General features: G+C 44.7%; 18 protein-coding genes and 1 other RNA gene. 8 read left to right on the forward strand and 11 right to left on the reverse strand.

Features of this window, described 5'->3' with window-relative positions; translation table 11 throughout:
• Positions 1 to 228: 228 nt before the first annotated feature.
• Entirely contained in the window at positions 229 to 813 is a 585-nt protein-coding gene (locus EXU57_RS05955; protein ID WP_133267260.1) for an RNA polymerase sigma factor, read from the forward strand.
• 1,225 nt (positions 814 to 2,038) lie between these two features.
• Here EXU57_RS05955 and EXU57_RS05960 read toward each other — a convergent pair.
• On the reverse strand, positions 2,039 to 2,332 hold the full coding sequence (locus EXU57_RS05960; protein WP_133267261.1) for a hypothetical protein: 294 nt from the start codon (positions 2,330 to 2,332) through the stop codon (positions 2,039 to 2,041).
• Positions 2,332 to 3,204: a 5'/3'-nucleotidase SurE gene (gene surE, locus EXU57_RS05965; protein WP_133267262.1), complete on the reverse strand. Its 873-nt coding sequence runs from the start codon at positions 3,202 to 3,204 to the stop codon at positions 2,332 to 2,334. The genes EXU57_RS05960 and surE overlap by 1 nt, the downstream gene beginning before the upstream one ends.
• 106 nt (positions 3,205 to 3,310) lie before the next feature.
• Here surE and EXU57_RS05970 point away from each other — a divergent pair, with 106 nt between their 5' ends.
• Positions 3,311 to 4,063, forward strand: a complete 753-nt coding sequence (locus EXU57_RS05970) for an XRE family transcriptional regulator (protein ID WP_133267263.1) — start codon at positions 3,311 to 3,313, stop codon at positions 4,061 to 4,063.
• A gap of 57 nt (positions 4,064 to 4,120) precedes the next feature.
• On the opposite strand, the gene EXU57_RS05975 is transcribed toward EXU57_RS05970, so the two are convergent.
• The 3 genes from EXU57_RS05975 to EXU57_RS05985 form a co-directional block, all read right to left on the reverse strand.
• Positions 4,121 to 4,483 (reverse strand): STAS/SEC14 domain-containing protein, encoded by a 363-nt coding sequence (locus EXU57_RS05975; protein WP_165958046.1) that lies wholly within the window; start codon positions 4,481 to 4,483, stop codon positions 4,121 to 4,123.
• A gap of 86 nt (positions 4,484 to 4,569) precedes the next feature.
• Complete coding sequence (locus EXU57_RS05980; RefSeq protein WP_133267265.1) at positions 4,570 to 4,752, reverse strand: hypothetical protein; 183 nt, start codon at positions 4,750 to 4,752, stop codon at positions 4,570 to 4,572.
• A gap of 120 nt (positions 4,753 to 4,872) precedes the next feature.
• Positions 4,873 to 5,136, reverse strand: coding sequence for a hypothetical protein (locus EXU57_RS05985; protein ID WP_133267266.1), 264 nt, complete (start codon positions 5,134 to 5,136; stop codon positions 4,873 to 4,875).
• A 248-nt stretch (positions 5,137 to 5,384) separates the two neighbouring features.
• On the opposite strand from EXU57_RS05985, the gene EXU57_RS05990 reads away from it, so the two are divergent.
• A complete protein-coding gene (locus EXU57_RS05990; RefSeq protein ID WP_133267267.1) occupies positions 5,385 to 6,608 on the forward strand; it encodes a TCR/Tet family MFS transporter in 1,224 nt (407 codons plus the stop codon).
• A 159-nt stretch (positions 6,609 to 6,767) separates the two neighbouring features.
• Here EXU57_RS05990 and EXU57_RS05995 read toward each other — a convergent pair whose 3' ends face one another.
• The 5 genes from EXU57_RS05995 to EXU57_RS06015 all read right to left on the reverse strand — a co-directional run bounded on the left by EXU57_RS05995 (position 6,768) and on the right by EXU57_RS06015 (position 14,539).
• A complete protein-coding gene (locus EXU57_RS05995; protein WP_133267268.1) occupies positions 6,768 to 9,389 on the reverse strand; it encodes a TonB-dependent receptor in 2,622 nt (873 codons plus the stop codon).
• Between the two features lie 393 nt (positions 9,390 to 9,782).
• Positions 9,783 to 10,157: a transfer-messenger RNA gene (gene ssrA, locus EXU57_RS06000) on the reverse strand.
• A gap of 84 nt (positions 10,158 to 10,241) precedes the next feature.
• A complete protein-coding gene (rseP, locus tag EXU57_RS06005; protein WP_133267269.1) occupies positions 10,242 to 11,588 on the reverse strand; it encodes an RIP metalloprotease RseP in 1,347 nt (448 codons plus the stop codon).
• Between the two features lie 239 nt (positions 11,589 to 11,827).
• Positions 11,828 to 12,985, reverse strand: coding sequence for a 1-deoxy-D-xylulose-5-phosphate reductoisomerase (locus EXU57_RS06010; RefSeq protein WP_207955403.1), 1,158 nt, complete (start codon positions 12,983 to 12,985; stop codon positions 11,828 to 11,830).
• A 51-nt stretch (positions 12,986 to 13,036) separates the two neighbouring features.
• Positions 13,037 to 14,539: a GH3 auxin-responsive promoter family protein gene (locus EXU57_RS06015; RefSeq protein WP_133267271.1), complete on the reverse strand. Its 1,503-nt coding sequence runs from the start codon at positions 14,537 to 14,539 to the stop codon at positions 13,037 to 13,039.
• A gap of 166 nt (positions 14,540 to 14,705) precedes the next feature.
• Between EXU57_RS06015 and rplU the strand changes: the two genes are divergently transcribed.
• From rplU to EXU57_RS06030, 3 genes are all read left to right on the forward strand, one after another.
• On the forward strand, positions 14,706 to 15,011 hold the full coding sequence (gene rplU / locus EXU57_RS06020) for a 50S ribosomal protein L21 (RefSeq protein ID WP_133267272.1): 306 nt from the start codon (positions 14,706 to 14,708) through the stop codon (positions 15,009 to 15,011).
• A gap of 161 nt (positions 15,012 to 15,172) precedes the next feature.
• Positions 15,173 to 15,427, forward strand: a complete 255-nt coding sequence (gene rpmA, locus EXU57_RS06025) for a 50S ribosomal protein L27 (RefSeq protein WP_133267273.1) — start codon at positions 15,173 to 15,175, stop codon at positions 15,425 to 15,427.
• Between the two features lie 82 nt (positions 15,428 to 15,509).
• On the forward strand, positions 15,510 to 15,755 hold the full coding sequence (locus EXU57_RS06030; RefSeq protein WP_133267274.1) for a hypothetical protein: 246 nt from the start codon (positions 15,510 to 15,512) through the stop codon (positions 15,753 to 15,755).
• 178 nt (positions 15,756 to 15,933) lie between these two features.
• Here EXU57_RS06030 and EXU57_RS06035 read toward each other — a convergent pair whose 3' ends face one another.
• A complete protein-coding gene (locus EXU57_RS06035; protein ID WP_133267275.1) occupies positions 15,934 to 16,542 on the reverse strand; it encodes a tRNA-(ms[2]io[6]A)-hydroxylase in 609 nt (202 codons plus the stop codon).
• 202 nt (positions 16,543 to 16,744) lie between these two features.
• Here EXU57_RS06035 and EXU57_RS06040 point away from each other — a divergent pair, with 202 nt between their 5' ends.
• Positions 16,745 to 19,210, forward strand: a complete 2,466-nt coding sequence (locus tag EXU57_RS06040) for a penicillin acylase family protein (protein WP_133267276.1) — start codon at positions 16,745 to 16,747, stop codon at positions 19,208 to 19,210.
• Positions 19,211 to 19,220: 10 nt separating this feature from the next.
• The gene (locus EXU57_RS06045) at positions 19,221 to 19,592 is read left to right on the forward strand and encodes a hypothetical protein (RefSeq protein ID WP_133267277.1); all 372 of its coding nucleotides are present in this window, start codon (positions 19,221 to 19,223) and stop codon (positions 19,590 to 19,592) included.
• Positions 19,593 to 19,847 lie beyond the last annotated feature (255 nt).

The raw sequence follows: 19,847 nt of genomic DNA on the forward strand, positions 1-19,847 counted from the left end.
CACCGCTAAGTTCAAATATCGTTTTTCATCCGTTGATGAACGTAAGATTGGGAGGAACTCCATTTCCCTTAGATGATCCAATACCGGGCTAATCTCGAATTTGGAATAGGATTCCGGCCGGTGGAAATAAGGCATTATTAAGTACTTTGTATCAGTTTGGTAATCAGCAGGTTGTGGCTTGGCACAGATTGGGTATTATAGATGGAAACCTTTATAAAACACTCCAATATGAATGCTAATTACACCACTTCCAATGTTACCTTATCACTTACTCAGAACCGTTTAATTGAAGATTGTATCGCTGGTAAGAGAAAAAGCCAGAAAGAAATGTATGATCTTTTTTCTTCAAAGATGTTTGCCATCTGTTTGCGGTACGCAAAAAATCAAATGGATGCTGAAGACATTCTCCAGGAAGCCTTCGTTAAACTTTTCAATAACCTTGATAAGTTTCGCGGCGAAGGATCATTTGATGGATGGGTTCGTCGCATCTTCGTTAATACTGCAATTGAACACATCCGCAAAAGAAGCCTCAATACTGTCGTAAGCGAAGGCCTTGAGAATTCTATCGCCGACAAGTACACCACTCCACTAGACAACATGTTTCAGAAAGACCTTGTAAAAAAAGCAAACGCGCTTAGCGATGGTTACCGTACGGTGTTTACTTTATATGCTATCGAAGGCTACTCTCATAAAGAGATTGCGGGTTGTCTTGGAATTACAGAAAGCACTAGTAAGTCACAATATTCAAGGGCTAAAGCGTTGTTAAGAAGTGTGCTTACCGATCGTCCGCAGAACGAAGGTGACGACAACTAATAATGGTCGATCAATAAACTTGCATTACTGTTTATACCTGAAAGATGCCCGTTATGCCGCATAACTGTTGGGCAGATTAGCTCCAGAGGTGAAATACTATCAATGGCTGTATCATCTCATTTCTATTGTTTGGAATAACGTCAGTAAGCGACTTTGAAATGCGGCGGTACAAGCGTGCCCTATTCTTCCGACTGCGCAGCCGACGCGTAATGATGATCAATATAAGTATTCCACCCTTTCTCCGCAATCCTAAATAAATGGTAAGTCTGTCGCATTCATTAATAAGTCCCTTTATGCAAGCCACTGTTACAACGTGTATTTGCCTACAGCATCTACCTTGTACATGCACCATTACTCGAAATGTTTCTATGAAACAGGAATTGATGTATTAGTCCTCTAAAATGAAGTATATACTCTTGTACCTAACGGTAAATTTTTCGATTACTGTTACGGGTTCTTCTGAGGCTTTATCTTGGTTGCAGAAAAGCCATTTGTAACTAGAGCGCTTTTGATGCAGCAAATCCCTGTACAAAGTGGTCTAGTGTAAAATCCGTATCGTTAACAACTCATCAAACCCTTTTTAACACAACCCTTTCTTTTGCGCGAAGCCTGGTTCCAAAACCGGGTTTCGTCGTTTCAACCCAATCCTTACGCGTTTGAGGCGGTTGATCCATAGATCCCATTGCTTCGCATAGAGGAATTACTGATGGGCAAAAAGCCAACCTGTTATCGACCTTACATACATGAGGTCTTTTTTCCGGTGGAGATCAGGATTGTGAAAAAAATATGATGTCGGGTTCTGTTGTCAATATCGATGAAAAAAATGGTAACGCTTAGATGCGCAATCAAGGAAGGTATACCGGCAAAGGTGAAAGAGCTTACCCATTCTTTGAAGTGACTCTACTGCATTGCAGGAGTTCGATTCCTGCATCAGATCATTTGTACGATGGAGGATGATATAGGCTTAATTTGCTTCATACACCTGCCTTAAACCTATTAAAAACAATCAAGCTGGTATGGCAAAACCTGAGAACCGAATTGCGTGACATTATAGCACAATATGACTAAGCTATTCAATGCTAGCAAAGGGGCGCTTTGATGATACTTAAGTGCATGAACAAGGATACTAGTTTAAGCAGGCTAAACCCAAAACCTCACGCCAGTTTCTCAGCCGAAAAATCAATTGGTCAGTACGGCTCGCCGAATGAAATTCAAGAGTGTATTGTTAGTATAACAGCTTTATCAACAAAGAAACGATTGCATAAATACAGGTAGCAATGAAAATTCCCCTTGCAGTACGGTCATGACGCTTGTTGATGAAAATGGTGAATACAACAGCGTTTGCGATTAGTGAAATGCTGATGATACCTGTTAACAAAGTCTTTTGCGTAAACATTACCCTAAAGAACTCCTCAAGGGTAAACATCCTGAACTGAAACAGGTAGTAAATAAGCATCCCTGCAACGGGAGCTATAAGCCCAAGTGCCAGGCCTAATCTCAGACTATCTCTTCTGCCCATTAATTCGTCTTTAAAATCTTTCGAAGTTTGTCTTTCAGCTTATAATCGGTGAGATCAAATTGAACCGGAACGATGCTAACAAAGTTGTTGTTGAGTGCCCAAACATCCGTATCCTTTCCCTTATCGAAATTGATGAACTCACCGGTTAACCAAAAGTATTTCCGGCCGTTTGGATCTTTTCGTTCATCAAAATCTTCTTCGTACTTCGCATAAGCCTGGCGGCACAACTTCATACCTTTTATCAGGTTTACATCCACTGAAGGAATATTAACATTCAGGCATAAATGTTTGTCGATGACCTTACGGCTCAGCAACTGTTGAACGAGTAATCTTGCGAATTTTTTTGCACCCGTAAAATCAGCGTCGATATTATAGTCGAGTAACGAAAAACCAAGGCTTGGGATGCTTTCAATGGCTGCCTCAACAGCGGCCGACATGGTGCCGGAGTAAATAACGTTGATGGAATGATTTGCACCATGATTAACTCCGCTTAGGCAAAGGTCGGGTTTGCGGTGGAGGACTTTATCGACGGCCAACTTTACGCAATCTACCGGGGTGCCGCTACATTGCCATGCTTCCACACCGTCAAAAAACGAATTGGCGGAATGTAGCCTGAGGGGATGGCCAATGGTAATGGCATGTCCCATTCCACTCTGGGGCTTGTCCGGTGCAACCACAACAATTTTTCCCAGGTCTTTCACCGCTTCAACAAGCGCCTTTAAACCGGGTGCTGATATACCATCATCATTGGTGATTAAAATAATGGGTTCATCGGGTACCTGCTTTTGTGTTGCAGCAGATTTTGGTTTGGAACGGATAGGGGCATTTTTAGATGCAAGCAGTGTTTCAATCGTCTTTTTAGCTTTTGCCATGTTCAATAATATAGCGCAAAAATCCCGATAAAAAATAACGGGTCAAAATAAATTGTTTGTCAACTAATTTTATTAGTAATTTGCGGCTAAACTAATTAGTTCCGTTATGTCGCAAGCCGGTAAAAACCTAAAATACCTCCGTAAACTTAAGGGGTGGACACAGGAAGAATTTGCCAATAAGCTAAAGATTAAACGTTCGCTGCTGGGTGCATACGAAGAAGAGCGGGCCGATCCACGTATAGAGGTACTGGAGATTGTCAGCAGCCTTTTTAAGACCTCGCTCGACGAACTGCTGCTAAAGGACCTTGCCGGCATGAAGCCGGGCAGCTACCTGGATAAGCGCCGCCAGATGAAGATGACGAGTAATACCGCCGAGATCCAGTTTGTGCCTGTTAAAGCTGCTGCAGGTTATCTTGCCGGCTATACTGATCCGGACTTTATTGATGAGCTAAACACCTTCACCTTACCGATGCTTTCAGCCGGGCATTATCGTGCATTCGAGATCATTGGTGACAGTATGCTTCCAACCCCAAGCGGTTCGGTAATAGTAGGGGAGAAGGTCGAAGACGTGGAAGATATAAAAACAAGTAACACTTATATTGTCGTATCCCGGAATGAGGGAATCGTTTATAAGCGTGTGCTTAAAAGCAACAGGAACAAAAGCAAGCTTACACTCGTAAGCGACAATCCACAATACGAACCCTATAGTATAAATTCCGAAGAGATCATGGAACTATGGCAGGCTCAAATGATTATTGCAAAGGCAAATGTTCAACAACGATGGGATGTGAACCAACTCGCAGGTTTGGTAAATAACCTTCAGGACCAGATCAGCACTTTAAAGAAGAAAATCAATTAGGAGAAACCCGATAAATCCTAGGCGATATGAGGAACAAGCTTTCGTGATAGTAAAGGTTCAGCTTGAAACCCATTTAAATGCTTTTTCCTGTTCGCTGAGGTGAAACCCCCGGTATTCACCAGGCAAGAGCTTTCCCACCGTATTAGTAAATGTAATCACTCCGCGTTCAGCGCTAACGATTGCAACCTTTTTCCACCGGGTGAAGTACTGAAAACCCAGCACCATATCATTTAGCAGGGCCTCTATAGAAAAGTTGCCAATTGGAGTTTCAATAACCATTATGTAATAGAGCCATTCATTTTGCTGCCGGTATAAGGTAAACGCCGGAAATAGAACATTGTGATAATCTGTGTCAACGACCTTGCCGGTGGCACGCATTCCTAAAACATGTTCTGGCAGATGTTCAATACGGGCAAGCATAACCAAATCATTTAGTAGGTAAAACGCAACAAACACGCACCAAAGGGCTGCATGTTTTCTCATCGGGATTCACATATACTTCCTGGTCACTTTTCTTTTTTCTTCCCTTTATCTGCCTTTGTTTCCTGTTTGTTATGTGTGGTGTCATCCCCCTTATCGTCCTGCTCTTCATTTTTGCGGCTATCAAGGTTATCCCTGATTTCCGGGCGAGGAACATGCGAATTGCCCTGCTTGTTTTGTTGATTGTTGGTACCCCTTGAATCTTTCATAACTAAGCTTTAAAGTGAAGGCAAAAAAATTATACCATTGTGTTCGCCAATACCTTCTTATAATATGTCCAGTAGGCCAGAGCGTTAGCGTCCTTTGGAATACTTAATTGATCATGCACCCTAACTCATCTGGTATGCATCAATTTGCTCGCCTATCAATTGGATCATCGCGGGGTCAATAGGTTTATCAGCATTTTTAAGTGCCAGTCGCCAGCTATACTCGTCTCCGGGTTTTGAACTTGGCGTAATGGTAAACTGGTATTCGTTGTTTATTGAAACATCATAATAAAAGATGTCCTCTTCCTGGCAACATGGCTTTACTTCTGCAATGTGTAATCCATTATTATACCGGTACTCAACAAAAAATGGCGTTAACTCATCCATAGGTGGGCTTTTGATAGTCACTGGTTTCAAACCATATGCCACCCGGCTATCTTCAATTTTGTTAACTGGTATGTTTTTTATATAACGAGGTAAACGCTGTTCAGTCTACAAATCAGGTGTAATCAACGCATTAAAGCATTAGCATTCTAAAAATTCAGGTTACGTGCCAGCCCTCTGATGCATGATCTTAACCTCACCTGTAAGTTAAATTACTGCAACTTTGCGCTTCTTACAAACCGATCCAACTAATGGCTACCTCGCGTAAAGCAGCAATGGGCTTCATTTTCATCACCCTTCTTATCGATGTTACGGGGCTGGGTCTGATCATCCCGGTATTTCCAAAACTAATCACCGAACTTATACACGACGATATTAGTGCAGCAAGCGAGTGGGGTGGCTGGCTAACTTTTGCGTATGCTATCATGCAGTTTCTTTTTGCGCCCGTTTTAGGTAACCTGAGCGATAAATATGGCCGGAGACCCGTATTGCTGTTTTCGTTGCTGGGGTTTGGCATCGATTATCTTTTTCTTTCTTTCGCGCCCACGATCTGGTGGCTCTTTGCCGGCCGGCTTATCGCTGGTATTACTGGAGCAAGCTTCACCACCGCAACGGCCTACATCGCCGACATTAGTACCGATAAGGACCGTGCACAAAACTTCGGAATGGTGGGAGCGGCATTTGGCCTCGGATTTATCATTGGTCCGGTTATAGGCGGTTTACTGGGCGGCTTTGGTTCGCGTGTTCCATTTCTGGTTGCGGCCGGGCTTGCGCTCCTGAATGCATTGTACGGCTACTTCGTTTTACCTGAGTCGCTAGACAAAGCCAATCGCCGCCCTTTTAGCTGGAAGCGGGCCAACCCGCTCGGATCACTGGTTCAGTTGCGCCGATATCCTTCAATGGGAGGACTAATTGGCGCTTTTGTACTCATCTATATTGCATCGCACGCCGTGCAAAGCACCTGGACCTATATCAACATCGAAAAATTTCAATGGAGTGAAGCTATGATCGGTTATTCGCTGGGTATGGTAGGGCTACTTGTTGCACTGGTTCAAGGCGGACTTATCCGGATCGTTAACCCAAGATTGGGCAACGAAAAAAGTATTTATGTCGGTCTTATCATGTATGCCCTGGGACTTATGCTGTTTGCTTTTGCTTCACAAACCTGGATGATGTTTGCCTTTCTTGTGCCGTACTGTCTGGGCGGTATTGCAGGTCCGGCACTCCAAAGTATTATATCCGGCGAGGTTCCGGCTAATGAACAGGGCGAACTCCAGGGCGCGCTTACCAGCGTAATGAGTGCAACCTCCATCGTGGGGCCACTTCTTATGACGCACTTGTTTGCATGGTTTACAGGTCCCGCGGCTCCGGTGCAATTCGCAGGTGCCCCGTTCTTAGTGGGCGCGATCCTCATGTTAATCAGTGCCATACTTTCCTGGCTGGCGTTGCATAAAAGAAAAATCGTTACTGCTTAATACGAAAGAAAGTTCAGGCCTCAGTTAAAGGAGCTCCTCCGATCAATGTGTTTTCTTTTGGTGACCAGCGATCGTTCGCTATGGCACATCCTTGCTACGCTCAGTTCAAAGGCAACGCTTTGGGCAGCTGTGATACTGCTCTTGCTTAAACGTGCACGATTACAAAGAATAACGCATGGTAACTCCATACGTTCGTTGGTCACCCAATACCCCTGCGTAATGACCGGCATTCCCACCCGCCGGCAACAATTGTTCGAAATAATTTTTATCCAGCAAATTTCGCGACCAGATAAAGGCTGAAAGTCCCTTGCTTGCCCTGAAACCCAATCTTGCATTTACAAGAGCATAACCATCAATGTTTAAAACGGATGAAGGGGATGGGCTGGACGAAAAACGGGAGCGAAAATAACTGTCTAGTGCTATAAAGAAATTAGCGTTGTTCTCCCAAATGGTCACTGGCTTAATAAACTCGCCACCAAGTGAGCCTGACCATTTTGAAATACCGGGTAATACGCCACCGGAGATGTCTTTAAATGCTTTTTGCACCCCGTTTTCTGTTGCACCCGTTTGTTCGAGGGGCAATGGCGCGTTTGTGAACTGCACATAAGTTCCTTCTGTATACGCCAGAGCACCGTTGAACGAAAAATGGCGGTTTGCCCTAAAACTTCCATCGAATTCGAGCCCTTTCACGTTTACCTTCTCAGCATTGGCGATGTAGCCACGATTTACGCCAAGTTGAGCAGATTGCACGTTTGCCTGGTAATTTTTAATGTCGGAGTTATGCAGTACAAGATTTAGGGTCAGCTGTTCGCTTGGATTGCTTTTAATGCCAATCTCATAGTGTTTCAGATATTCTGGTTTTATTACGGCAAGTTCAAGTGCCGGGGCGCCATTAACCACCGGCAGTCCGGCTACATTTACCCCAATAGGCTTGAAGCTGGTTGAGTAAGTTGCAAATGCGTTGATGTGCTTGTTTGGCCGGTATGCAAGTGTAAGTTGGTAGGTCAGGTTATTTTCGTTGGCGTCGGCATTGTAAGCTTGGTTGCTGTAAACTGCTTCTTTAAAGCCTTGCAGGGCAACCTTGTCGGCTTGTGATCCATTGTACCTGGCAGTATCAAGTCCACCATACGTGGTTCGATCATATACCACATCCTTTTTGTCAAGGTTGAATCGTAACCCCGGTAAAACGTGTAAGCCTTTGGCAATCTCCCAGTCAACATTTGCAAAAGCCGCGGCACTCAACGACTTAATTGACTGTCTTGTTCTGATGCCAAAGCCTTCAAAAAGCCCCGGCGTTTTCCATAAAGCGCTGGTTGAGCTCTGTTGAAAACGCCACGTAGCAGTTCCGGCCTCTTCAATTGTAACGGGATCAGACTGCACCTCCTGGTTGATCGCGTATAGGCCTACAACCCCACTTACCCGTGAGGATATCTCCCCCGAATACCGGATTTCCTGCGAAAGCTGGTCCTGCTTGGAATAATTATTTGATTTTCTCAGGGATTGCAATCCGGTAAAATCCCTGTCATTGGATGGATCCCATTTCCAGTAGCGCCATGCTGTAGTAGAAGTAAGGGTTCCTGGTCCCAACTTTATGTCTACATTAAGTGATGCGCCTCCCAGGTCATTGCCGGAGTTCCATGGGCTATCATGGTCAATAACCCGGTCAAAAGGGTTCAGACTTGGCAACTTGTAATTAAGGTCAGCAATGATGGCATTGAACTGGCGATAAGCCGGGCGTTTGGTTTCTGCTACTCCTGCAACTACCTGGGCGTAGCCGTCGGGCCGCTGCCGTGTATTATCAACAACCAGGGTTAAAGCTGTTTTTTCTGAAGGCTTGTACAACAGTTGACCGCGAATACCAAAGTTATTGATCGTATTGGTAGCTTTGTCGGTGGCGATATTTTGTATTAAACCGTTCCGGTTTGTGCCCGAGAACGATATACGCCCAGCAAATTTCTTGCTTAGTGGACCGGTTATCGATGCTTTTGCCTGAACATAGCTGTAGTTGCCATAGCTTAGTTCGAAGTTGCCTCCTGGATTAAAGCTTGGTTTACGGGTGGTTATATTAAAGGCACCCGATGTGGTATTTTTACCGAACAAGGTTCCTTGCGGTCCCCTTAGTACTTCAATACGTTCCACGTCGATGAAGTCGAGCGTTGTTGCGGCAGGTCGGGCAAAGTAAACACCATCCACATAAAAGCCAACTCCCGGGTCCAGCCCGTCGTTGGTAAGTCCAAATGGTGAGCCTAACCCACGAATATTGATACCTGTATTCCGTGGGTTGGAACTATAGAGCTGAACCGATGGAATTAATTCCTTCAAGCGGTTAACGTTAAATGCTCCCGCCTCTTCGGCCTTGGCGCCACTTACCACGGAAATTGGAATTGGAATATCCTGGACAGATTCTTCCCGACGCCGGGAGGTTACAACAACACCGCCGAGTTCTGCGCTATTTTCGTCAAGCTTTATGGTCACCTTACTTTCACTGATAACTAATTCTTTCCTGGTATAACCTAAAAACGAAACGATAAGCGTGAATGGCAACTTTTGACCTGTTATCAGCGCAAACTCACCGCCAGCATTCGTTGTAGATCCATTGGTAGTGCCTTTAATAGATACCGAGGCACCCGCCAACAGCTCATTTGTACGGCTGGAAACAACTTTACCTGTTATGGTCGCATTGATTACGGGGTTGTTTGTTTGGTTGTTGGCTGTATCAATCACCTGGGCATTCGAAAGAATGGGAAACAGCAATACAAGGAATAGGGTTGTAAACTTCATTTTGGTTTAGTTAATTATCAGTTGCCTTGATTGATCTTAACAGGAAAGCTTTTCCGTTAAGCCGCGCAAACATATAGCAGCATTTTTAGTCTACCAAATTTGTAGACAATTAACTTTTGGAATATTATCCTGATTAATATTGCCGCAATTAGGATTAGTAGATAGCGGGTTATTCCAGTTTATCCGATAGCACGGCCGCCATTATTTAATTGGAAGATTGCCGTTAGGTTCTGGGGCTTGGTTGTTTTAAAAGAAGCGGGGGACTATTGGGGCTTAAGGACCAACGTTAGAGAAGGTAATAAAACTAGTACAGGCGGAGAATGCATGGAGTATACTGGTAGACCGTAAAACGAAAAAAGCCTGCAAAATTGCAAGCTTTCTTTGATCATTGAGGGGTGGAGCTGAGCGGAGTCGAACCGCTGTCCAAACATATCTGCCCTAAGCCTTCTACATGCTTATTCCGGAATTATTTGTCGGGAGGCAGCCGGGACCGGACGAACCAATCACCTCCTTAGCTGTATGGTCTTAAGCTACAATCACAGCCTTTTGTAGCAGCACCCTGTTTTGTTTTTGAGTCGGCGGGGAAGCGTGGCAACAGGTCAGCCTGCTATCCCGGCCCTAATGAGTGCTAATTCTCTGAATTAGGCAGCCATGGCGTAAGTATTTTCGCCTTTTATTGTTTGAGCCTTCAGATTTAAGTGCTAATTGCCCAACGCACTGCATGCTTATACCTACAACAACCTATGCTGTCAAAACCAATACAGCCCCAGGTAATTTGTGTCTGCAAACTTATAAAATCTTTTCCTAACAACGATACTTTTAACAAGATCTCAAACCAGGTTGCTGCAATGCTTACCTGAAGAGTCGCCAGAAATCGAGACCCAGCGCATACGCCATAATACCCAATAACAAGATCATTCCTACCATCTGTGCGTATTCCATAAACTTATCGCCGGGTTTACGGCCGGTTACCATTTCTACAATCGTAAACAGCGCGTGTCCGCCATCAAGTGCAGGTATCGGCAAGATGTTCATAAAGGCAAGTATAATCGAAAAGATTGCCGTCAGTGTCCAGAATTTTTGCCAGTCCCAAACACCCGGGAAAGTATTACCGATACTAATAACACTGCCAAGGGAATCGCTGGCGTTTACCTTTCCGGTAAACAATTGTTTAAGCCCGGTTACATATCTGCCCAGCGTTTCAAAACACTTGGTAAAACCAGCGGGGATCGACTCCATCAAGGTATACTTCTTCACGGTTGTGCCAAACAACTCGGCAGGGCTCTTGGGATAAAACAGCACTGTTTTCTTTTCGTCGGCAAAGTACCTTAGGTTAACCGTATCGGAGTTACGGAGCACGGCTACATTTACTTCCTGGTTTTTGATCTTCTGCCGCTCCGCCTTTATCTCATCAAAAAATTGTACGGACTTGTTATTGTATCCAACAATCTGGTCGCCGGCTTCCAACTTGCCGGAAATAAATTTTGCCTGAGGTCCTACACTGTCTACAATCGCCGGAAAACGAATGTCAACAAAGCCCTCAAGTTTGCTTTTGTTCAACTTTTTGATAAAATCGTCGGGTATGGCAATGTTAACCATTTCGTTACCCCTTTGAACCAACAGGTTTTTACCGTCTTTCAATACAATCTCTGCTTCAACTGTTCCAAAGTTTTCAAGTGGGCGTCCGTCGATGGAGATCAGTTTGTCACCATTTTGAATACCAATACTGCGGGCGAGTGAGTCGGCATAGACACCATACTTCAGGTTTTTTGCAGGCAGGTATTCTTCGCCCCATACGTACATAAGCATGATGAATAAAACAATGGCAAGTACAATGTTTACCACCACACCGCCGATCATGATAATAAGTCGTTGCCATGCCGGCTTGCTTCTGAATTCATGTGGCTCGGGCGGTCGCTTCATCTGTTCTTTATCCATGCTTTCGTCTACCATTCCCGAGATCTTTACATAACCTCCAAACGGAACCCAGCCCAAACCGTATTCGGTTTCGCCCTTTTTGGTTTTCCATAAACTAAACCATGGATTGAAGAAAAGGTAGAACTTCTCAACCCGGCATTTAAACCACTTCGCCGGAAAAAAGTGACCCATTTCGTGGAGCACTACAAGGATGGAAAATGATAATATAAACTGGCCTGTTTTAACTGCGACGCTGCTCCAGTCAATTGCTAATAATGTCATAGAACCGAATTCCGCAAGGCGGAAGATTTGTTAATTAAAAATTCAGACAGGGGATAGGCTGTCTATTACTAAAACTTTTTAAGCTTGCCAGAATACCTGATTGATATAGACCATGCGCCGGCAGCGTAACTCGGGTTTGTATTTTGTTGATATTGCCGATACCGTACAAGAGTGCGACGCAACGGCTGCCAAATAGCCAACCTAAAGCCGGGTCCATAAAAAACCGTTGGTTTGGCTGGTTACATTTGGATAAGCGATGCCGCAAAACTCCTGGCCTCACCGTCACTTTCAAAGTATTCATCAAGTGTTGGCGACTCTATAAACGCAACTTTACTCATTGTTTGTTCCACCACTTCTGTCATGTCGAGAAACCCAATCCGGTTGCGTAAAAATGCATAAACGGCTATCTCGTTTGCAGCATTTAATATGCTGGGCATATTACCGCCTTTGTTTAATGCCTCGATTGCCAGCGCCAGGTTTCTAAACGTTTTAAGATCCGGTTCCTCAAAAGTAAGTGTGGAAACAGATTTAAAATTGTAGCGTGGTAAGTCATTCGGTATGCGTTGCGGAAAGGCCAGTGCATACTGGATCGGCAGCTTCATGTCGGGTAAACCCATTTGCGACTTTATGCTGCCATCCTCGAACTGGACCATGCTGTGAATAATACTTTGCGGATGGACAACAACCTTTATCTGATCTGGTTTTAAATTGAACAACCATTTTGCTTCAATCATCTCCAGCCCTTTGTTCATCAGGGTAGCACTATCAATCGTAATTTTCGCACCCATGGTCCAGTTAGGGTGTTGCAGCGCGTGATCGCGTTTTACGTTAACCAAAAAATTGGGCTTCTTTCCCCTGAACGGTCCACCACTGGCAGTAAGAATAACCTGTTCAATTTTGTTACGAGTTTCGCCAACAAGACATTGAAAAATGGCAGAGTGTTCGCTATCGACCGGGATAACGGCGGCTCGCTTTTCAATTGCTTTTTGCATTACGATATCGCCCGCAACAACCAGGGTTTCTTTATTTGCCAGGGCAATAGGCTTGCCTATTTCGAGCGCCTGTAGTGTAGGTTTAAGCCCCGCATAACCTACAATCGCAGCCAGCATCAGGTCGTAACAGTCCATTGCAGCAACCTCTTCAAGCGCAATTTCACCTGCAAATACTTTGATATGTGTTTTTTCGAGGGCCGACTTTACCTTGTTGTATTTCTTCTCGTCACCAATTACTACAATATTCGGGTTGAATTGCAAGGCCTGGGTAATCAGCAGTTCTTCGTTGGTTTGGGCAGTAAGGATTTCAGCAGAAAATAAATTTGGGTTAGCTGCTATTACTTCTAGAGCCTGTGTACCAATGGAGCCTGTTGAACCAAATATTGCAATTCTTTTTTGAGACATGATTGTTTATTAGTCGGGCGGTAAAGATAATGGATGATGCAAACCCAATTGTTAATGATTATGGAATATAAATGGCTTCAGACTGTCGGCAAGTTTGCGATCGTTGCTTAGCCTCGGCACCTTATTTTGCCCTCCAAGTTTACCAATGCTCTTCATATAATCGCGGAAACCATTTTTATTTACCCTGGCTATTCTTAAGCGCTGAAGTATATTTCCTGCAATCAGGTCGTCGTAGTAAACGTTTTTTGCTCTAAGGCGATCGTCAACTTTCCTGGCGAAAGCGTCCATGTCGGCAGGCAGGTTTTCAAATTCGATAAACCATTCATGATAGCTTTTGCCCTGCGCCTGTTCAATAAACGGAGCAACGGTAAATTCTGTTACCTGCACGTTTTCTTCATTGGCAACCGTCAACAAGGCATGTTCTACTTCCTCGGCGATCACGTGCTCGCCAAATGCCGAAATGAAGTGTTTGGTGCGACCGCTAACCAGCAGGCGATAGGGGCGAACACTTAGGAATTTAACCGTATCGCCGATGTTGTACGACCACAATCCTGCATTATTGCTGATGATCAGTGCGTAGTTTTCGCCCACCTGAACATCGCGTAAAGTGAGCCTGGTTGGGTTTTCCCGGTTAATTTCATTTGCGGGTATAAACTCGTAATATATTCCGGAATTTGTGTTTAGTAACAGGCCCGGCTCGCGGTAATTATCCTGGAAGGCAAAGAAGCCTTCTGAGGCAGGAAATAGTTCAATGGTATCAACGGGCCGGCCGATACTATCCAGCAACTTTGCTTTGTAAGGTTCGAAGTTTACACCTCCCTGCACAATGACCGACAAATTCGGAAACAGCTCACCGATAGGCTTGCCACCGACTTGTTTAAGTCTGTCGAAATACATTTGCATCCAGGGTGGAATTCCGCTGATGAGGGTCATGTTCTGGTTGATGGTTTCTTCAACGATCTTGTCCAGCTTCGTTTCCCAATCTTCAATGCAGTTGGTTTCATAGCCTGGTAACTGGTTGGTGCGTAAATAGCCCGGCACATGGTGATTTACAATCCCACTCAAACGGCCGGTTGGAATGTCGCCAACGCGTTCAAGCACCGGTGAGCCGCTTAGAAAGATGAGTTTGCCCGAGGCAAAAGCATAGTTGCCACTTGCGGCCATATAGCATAACAGGGCATTCCTGGCCGTATTAATATGATTTGATATCGAGTCTTTGGTGATCGGGATGTATTTCACCCCACTGGTTGTGCCACTGGTTTTAGCAAAATAAATGGGCTTGCCCTTCCATAATACGTTTTGTTTGCCGGCCTTGATTTTTTCGATATAGGGCTTTAGCTGTTCATAATCCCTAATGGGAACAGCGGAAGCATAATCCGCATGGGAGCTTATCTTGTTGAAATCATGATCCTGGCCAAATTGGGTGATCATGCCGGTTTTTACAAGTGATTTCAGGATCGACTCCTGGTCCTCAACAGCACTGTCCATGCCTTTTTTCACCTGGTTGCTGATGTAAAGCGCAAAAGGTTTTGCAACAAGAGTTTTTACGTTCATCGTATTTTTGCGGCATATACCGGGCAACAAATATAATCAGGGCACACTAAATCCAAGGCCGGCAGGGTGGCGGGAAAGTTTAAAACAATTCGCCGGAAATTTTTCTTTTTTCGTGTTGCTTTAAACTGTAAACCCATACCTTTGCAAACCTAATTTTGGACTAGTTATGTTTGCAGTAGTAAAAATCGCAGGACAGCAATTTAAAGTAGAAGCCGGTCAGAGCTTATACGTACCTCACCTGCAGGGTAAGTCAGGAGACAAGGTGGAATTCAGTGATGTGCTCTTAGTAAATGGTGATGGCAACTTTTCTGCCGGTGCGGATGTGAAAGCAACTGTGAAAGCTGAGATTGTATCCGACCTGATTAAAGGTGATAAAGTAATCGCCTTTAAGATGAAGCGGAGAAAAGGCTTCCGTAAAAAACATGGACATCGTACGTTCTACACAAGAATTAAGATCGAAAGCATCGCTTAATTGTTAAAGCTTGTTAATTTATGCATGCGGATCTTAGTGGTCGGCAGGTATAAGATTAAGCTAACCTTAAAGACCTGGATCATTTAGTTATTTTGAGAACCGGTTTTATTCTTTTGAATATGCCGCTTTCGGAATTATAAAATTTATAAAAACAGTTTTGTATGGCTCACAAAAAAGGTGAAGGTTCGGTAAAAAATGGCCGCGACTCACAAAGCAAACGCCTCGGTGTAAAAATATTTGGTGGTCAACCAGCTACTGCCGGCAACATCATCATCCGTCAGCGTGGAACCGTTTATCATCCCGGTAAAAATGTAGGTGTTGGCAAGGATTTTACCTTGTTCGCTTTATCGGATGGCCTGGTTGAATTCAAGCGCGGACGCAACGAAAGAACAACAGTATCAGTGGTTTCCGCATAGTTACATACGTAAAATTTTTTTGGGATTAAAAAATAAGTAATTATTTTTAATACTTATTTACTAACCCACTAAATTTTACAACATGGCAACTGCAAAAAAAGCAGCTACTAAAAAGGCTGCTGCTGCGCCTAAAAAAGCTGCGGCCGCTCCTAAAAAAGCTGCTGCGCCGAAAAAGGCTGCTACCGCAAAAAAAGCTGCTGCTCCTCAGAAAGCTGCTGCTCCTAAAAAGGCTGCTGCTGCTCCTAAAAAAGCCGCTACCAAAAAAGCCGCTGCTGCACCTACAGCTAAGAAAGGTGCTACAAAGAAAGCTGCTGCCAAAGGCAAATAGTTTTCGAAGGCTGGTTATAAAATTTGTCCCGGGACTTTCCCGGGATTTTTTTTGTCTTATAAGGTCGTTGCAATGCTAATTGCGGGCCCAATGTTCATCTTCTTCATTGAAAGGCCTGTATGATCCAATAGTATAATGCCGCAAATACAATCATTATGATAGCCCGGTTATACCTGTATTAGTGCATCCGGTCGCCCCTTACTTCCATTTCATCCATCACCTGCTTTTCAAACTCCAGCCACTGCCTCCATCGCGTTCTCACTTTTGCCGGATCGATATATGTCTCAGCAAGGTCGATAAATAATGCATAATGGCCTGCCTCGCTTTCCATAAACCGACGGTAAAAATTGGAAAGATATTCATCGTTTAAGCCCTCACTGAGTCGTTTAAACCGTTCGCAACTTCTTGCTTCTATCAAAGCAAAAATCAGGAGTTTGTCAAGAAAAAAATCTTCCTCACTTCCTCCCTTCACCTGGAAGGTCATTAGCTTGTTTACATATTCATCTTTCCGCTGTTTGCCAAGCGATAATTTTCTTTTCCGCAATTCGCCGAGCACCAGCCTGAAGTGTCCCCATTCTTCAGTTACTATCGGTGATAGCTCATTCACAAGTTTTTCCTTTTCCGGGTATCTTTGAATCAGTGAAATGCAACTTGTAGCTGCTTTTTGTTCACAGTATGCGTGATCGGTAAGTATAGCCTGAAGTGAAATACTGGCAAGGTCAACCCAACGCGGGTCAGTTGGCAGTTGTAGCCCAAGAATATTCTTTTGGTATTCTGATTCTTCCATCACGGATCTTAGTTTTAAGTTAGCGGTTCCGACCCTGCCAGAAAAGAAGCAGGTAGTGCATTCGTTTCCCGGCAAGGGGCAGCAAAGATCAGCAAAGAACGAATAGTTTTCACATCAGTCATCAAATGCTTAATTCAATGGTATCTTGCGCGCCCGCCTGGCGGATACCCTTTAAAACATTCTTCCACATCAACCCCTACATATGAAATGGATAGCATTCCTGGTTTCCTTAATGCTAACAACAGGACTCATCATAGTTCTAAATGTTCCCCTTCCGGCAGGTGGAAATAAAACCCCGCGTATTGGGGCCTTCTTAAGTCCCCAACATGGCTGCTGGCAAAATGCAGAACCTTTAGATGCTGACTTCAATGCTGACCTTCGTCTCGCAGGCATTTCGGGCAAGGTCACGGTAAGTTTCGACGAGCGGCTTGTGCCACATGTAAATGCTGCTAACGATCGGGATGCCTATTTTGTACAGGGATACTTACATGCAAAATTCAGGCTGTGGCAAATGGAATTTCAAACCCATGCAGCAGCAGGAAGACTCAGCGAGATCATGGGTGCAAAAAGTGGTGGAACTGACTTCGTACAGATCGATAAGTACTTCCGTCGACTAGGTATGGTGTCGGCTGCCGAGGCTTCACTGATAGAAATGGAAAAGAACCCGGTTACCAAAGCTGAGTCCGATGCTTATACTGCCGGGGTAAACGCTTACATCAGTGCACTCTCCCCCAACAAATTTCCGCTTGAATATAAACTGCTGGGTTATCATCCCGAACCATGGACGAACCTTAAGTCGGTTTTGTTTTTAAAGTATATGTCGTTCGACCTTGCAGGCGGTGAAAACGACTTTGAAATGACCAATGCAAAAAGCCTGTTTTCTGTTAAGGAGATTGAACAGCTTTATCCTGTTGTTGCTGATAGCCTTGATCCTGTAATTCCAAAAGGAACGGTTTTTTCTAATCCCGGGTTAAGCTTGAAGGTGCCGGTAGGTGCGGACTCAGCTTACTATAACGAACGGGATACCGCCGCGGTTGCTGTAAACATAAAACCCGATCGCGACAATGGCAGTAATAATTGGGCAGTAGCAGGAAGCCGCACAGTAAGTGGTAAACCCATCCTTTGCAACGATCCGCATCTTGGCCTTAACCTGCCATCACTCTGGTACGAAATGCAGATCACTACCCCGTCTTACAACGCATACGGCGCAACGTTTCCCGGTTCCCCATCAGTAATCATTGGCTTCAACGATAGTTGTGCATGGGGCTTTACAAACGCTCAACGCGATGTAAGAGATTATTATGAGATCCGTTTCCGGGATACAACAAGAAAGGAATATTGGTTTAATGGATCATGGCACAAAGCAGGTAACAGGAGGGAGGTAATCAGGGTAAAGGGACAGCCTGACATTATAGAAAATATCGCCTTAACCCTATTCGGGCCGGTAATGTACGATCCCACCTACAGCAATAAACTTAACAATGGCAAGTCGTATGCTGTTCGTTGGAAGGCGCATGACCCCGGAAACGAATTGCTGACTTTCAACAAGCTTGAACACGCAAAAGTTTACAACGATTTTGTTGAGGCAATATCAACTTATAAATGCCCCGGGCAAAACATGTTGTTTGCAGCAAAAAACGGCAACATTGCCATCGTGCAGCAAGGTGAGTTCCCTGCCAAATGGCGAAGGCAGGGCGATTTTGTAATGCCCGGTAACGATAGTGCGTACATGTGGCAGGGCAACATTCCGATGAATGAAAATCCTATGATGGAAAATCCGGCGCGCGGTTTTTTAAGTAGTGCGAACCAGTTGCCTGTCGATGGCAGTTATCCCTATTACCTTGGTGGGAGTTTCACCCCGTATCGCGGCATTATCATCAACCGCAGGCTGGGCAATATGGTTAATGTCACCGCCGATAGTATGAAGCAGTTGCAAACTGACAACTATAACATTTTCGCCGAAATGGTAAGGCCGGTGCTGCTGAAGTACCTGGATGTTGCGAAGCTCCAAACCGGGGAAGCAGCATACGTTAACCAGCTGAAAAACTGGAACCTTCGGAACGACATCGATGAAACCGGACCCACAATTTTTAAAGTTTGGTGGGACAACCTTGAGTCAACGCTTTTTAATGACGAATTTGCAAGGGCAAACCTGCCGCTCAAGTGGCCTGATAACAGTGCGGTGCTGGAAGGCATCATCCGCGACTCTTTGTACCACTTTGCCGATGATATTCGCACACCGGTAAGGGAGGATCTTAAAATCGCTGTCCATCGTGCCCTTACAAAATCCACCATGCAGCTGGATAGTCTTAGAACAGCAGGAAAACTTTCCTGGGGCAAATACAAGAGTACTGCTGTCCGGCACCTGCTACGTATACCGGCGTTAGGCAGGTACAGTTTACCTATCGGTGGCGGCGTGCATATCATAAATGCAACAAAGCCTTACCACGGACCAAGCTGGCGAATGATCGTTCATCTTACTAATGAAATTGAGGCTTATGGGGTATATCCTGGTGGACAAAGTGGCAATCCCGGAAGTCGTTATTACGACAGCTTTATTGACACCTGGGCCGCCGGAAAATATTATAAGCTGCTATTTATTCCACGAGGTACGGCTTCCAAAAACGTGGGTCAGCTCAGGTGGACAATGACCTTTTCGAAAGCATAATCAACCAATCATGAAATTTACAGCTGCGCTTATACTTACGATGCTACTGGCTTTTGCCATGTGTTTATTTCTTCCCTGGTGGACGATTGCATTGGCAGCTATGATTGTGGCAGTTTGTATATATCAATGGCCATTAAGAGCTTTTTTCGCGGGCTTTCTTGCGCTTTTTTTATTGTGGGGAATGCAGTCCTTTTTCATCGATCAGCAAAATGGCCATCTGCTTGCGTCTAAGGTAGCCCAAATCTTACCCCTTGGTGGATCTCCCTTTGCATTAGTACTGGTTACTGCATTCGTAGGAGCATTGGTTGCCGGAATGGGAGCACTAACAGGCAGTTTGCTGCGACGAGCAATAGAAGGCTCAGGAGCCCGGCAGATGTTTTAATCCCTGGTTTGGTCCTGCTTTCCGCTGTAGCCCTCGCTGAGCGCGCAGCCAACCCACGTCGGGGCTGCCGCTCCAATCAGGGCTATGATCCCGGCCGCTGGTCTTTGGTGGTCATTTACCGGGTATCACCAAAATTGTTTTTCTAAATACTTGCTTTCCGGAAAGTCTGCTAATTGCTGCCGATGATCCAAAATCCTCAATCTCCTGCTGTTCACTACCCCGTGGTAAACGGTAAAACTTATTCAAGCAAAGAGT

The sequence above is a fragment of the Segetibacter sp. 3557_3 genome (assembly GCF_004354985.1).
Lineage (GTDB): Bacteria > Bacteroidota > Bacteroidia > Chitinophagales > Chitinophagaceae > Segetibacter.

Coding starts and splice junctions, on each gene's coding strand:
- EXU57_RS06030 (WP_133267274.1), top strand. CDS start 15,510: ATGGCAACTGCAAAAAAAGCAGCTACTAAAAAGGCTGCTGCTGCGCCT.
- rseP (WP_133267269.1), bottom strand. CDS start 11,588: ATGACATTATTAGCAATTGACTGGAGCAGCGTCGCAGTTAAAACAGGC.
- EXU57_RS05985 (WP_133267266.1), bottom strand. CDS start 5,136: ATGGATGAGTTAACGCCATTTTTTGTTGAGTACCGGTATAATAATGGA.
- EXU57_RS06015 (WP_133267271.1), bottom strand. CDS start 14,539: ATGAACGTAAAAACTCTTGTTGCAAAACCTTTTGCGCTTTACATCAGC.
- rplU (WP_133267272.1), top strand. CDS start 14,706: ATGTTTGCAGTAGTAAAAATCGCAGGACAGCAATTTAAAGTAGAAGCC.
- EXU57_RS05960 (WP_133267261.1), bottom strand. CDS start 2,332: ATGGGCAGAAGAGATAGTCTGAGATTAGGCCTGGCACTTGGGCTTATA.
- EXU57_RS06040 (WP_133267276.1), top strand. CDS start 16,745: ATGAAATGGATAGCATTCCTGGTTTCCTTAATGCTAACAACAGGACTC.
- surE (WP_133267262.1), bottom strand. CDS start 3,204: ATGGCAAAAGCTAAAAAGACGATTGAAACACTGCTTGCATCTAAAAAT.
- EXU57_RS06045 (WP_133267277.1), top strand. CDS start 19,221: ATGAAATTTACAGCTGCGCTTATACTTACGATGCTACTGGCTTTTGCC.
- EXU57_RS06035 (WP_133267275.1), bottom strand. CDS start 16,542: ATGGAAGAATCAGAATACCAAAAGAATATTCTTGGGCTACAACTGCCA.
- EXU57_RS05975 (WP_165958046.1), bottom strand. CDS start 4,483: ATGCTTGCCCGTATTGAACATCTGCCAGAACATGTTTTAGGAATGCGT.
- EXU57_RS05970 (WP_133267263.1), top strand. CDS start 3,311: ATGTCGCAAGCCGGTAAAAACCTAAAATACCTCCGTAAACTTAAGGGG.
- EXU57_RS05995 (WP_133267268.1), bottom strand. CDS start 9,389: ATGAAGTTTACAACCCTATTCCTTGTATTGCTGTTTCCCATTCTTTCG.
- rpmA (WP_133267273.1), top strand. CDS start 15,173: ATGGCTCACAAAAAAGGTGAAGGTTCGGTAAAAAATGGCCGCGACTCA.
- EXU57_RS06010 (WP_207955403.1), bottom strand. CDS start 12,985: ATGTCTCAAAAAAGAATTGCAATATTTGGTTCAACAGGCTCCATTGGT.
- EXU57_RS05955 (WP_133267260.1), top strand. CDS start 229: ATGAATGCTAATTACACCACTTCCAATGTTACCTTATCACTTACTCAG.
- EXU57_RS05990 (WP_133267267.1), top strand. CDS start 5,385: ATGGCTACCTCGCGTAAAGCAGCAATGGGCTTCATTTTCATCACCCTT.
- EXU57_RS05980 (WP_133267265.1), bottom strand. CDS start 4,752: ATGAAAGATTCAAGGGGTACCAACAATCAACAAAACAAGCAGGGCAAT.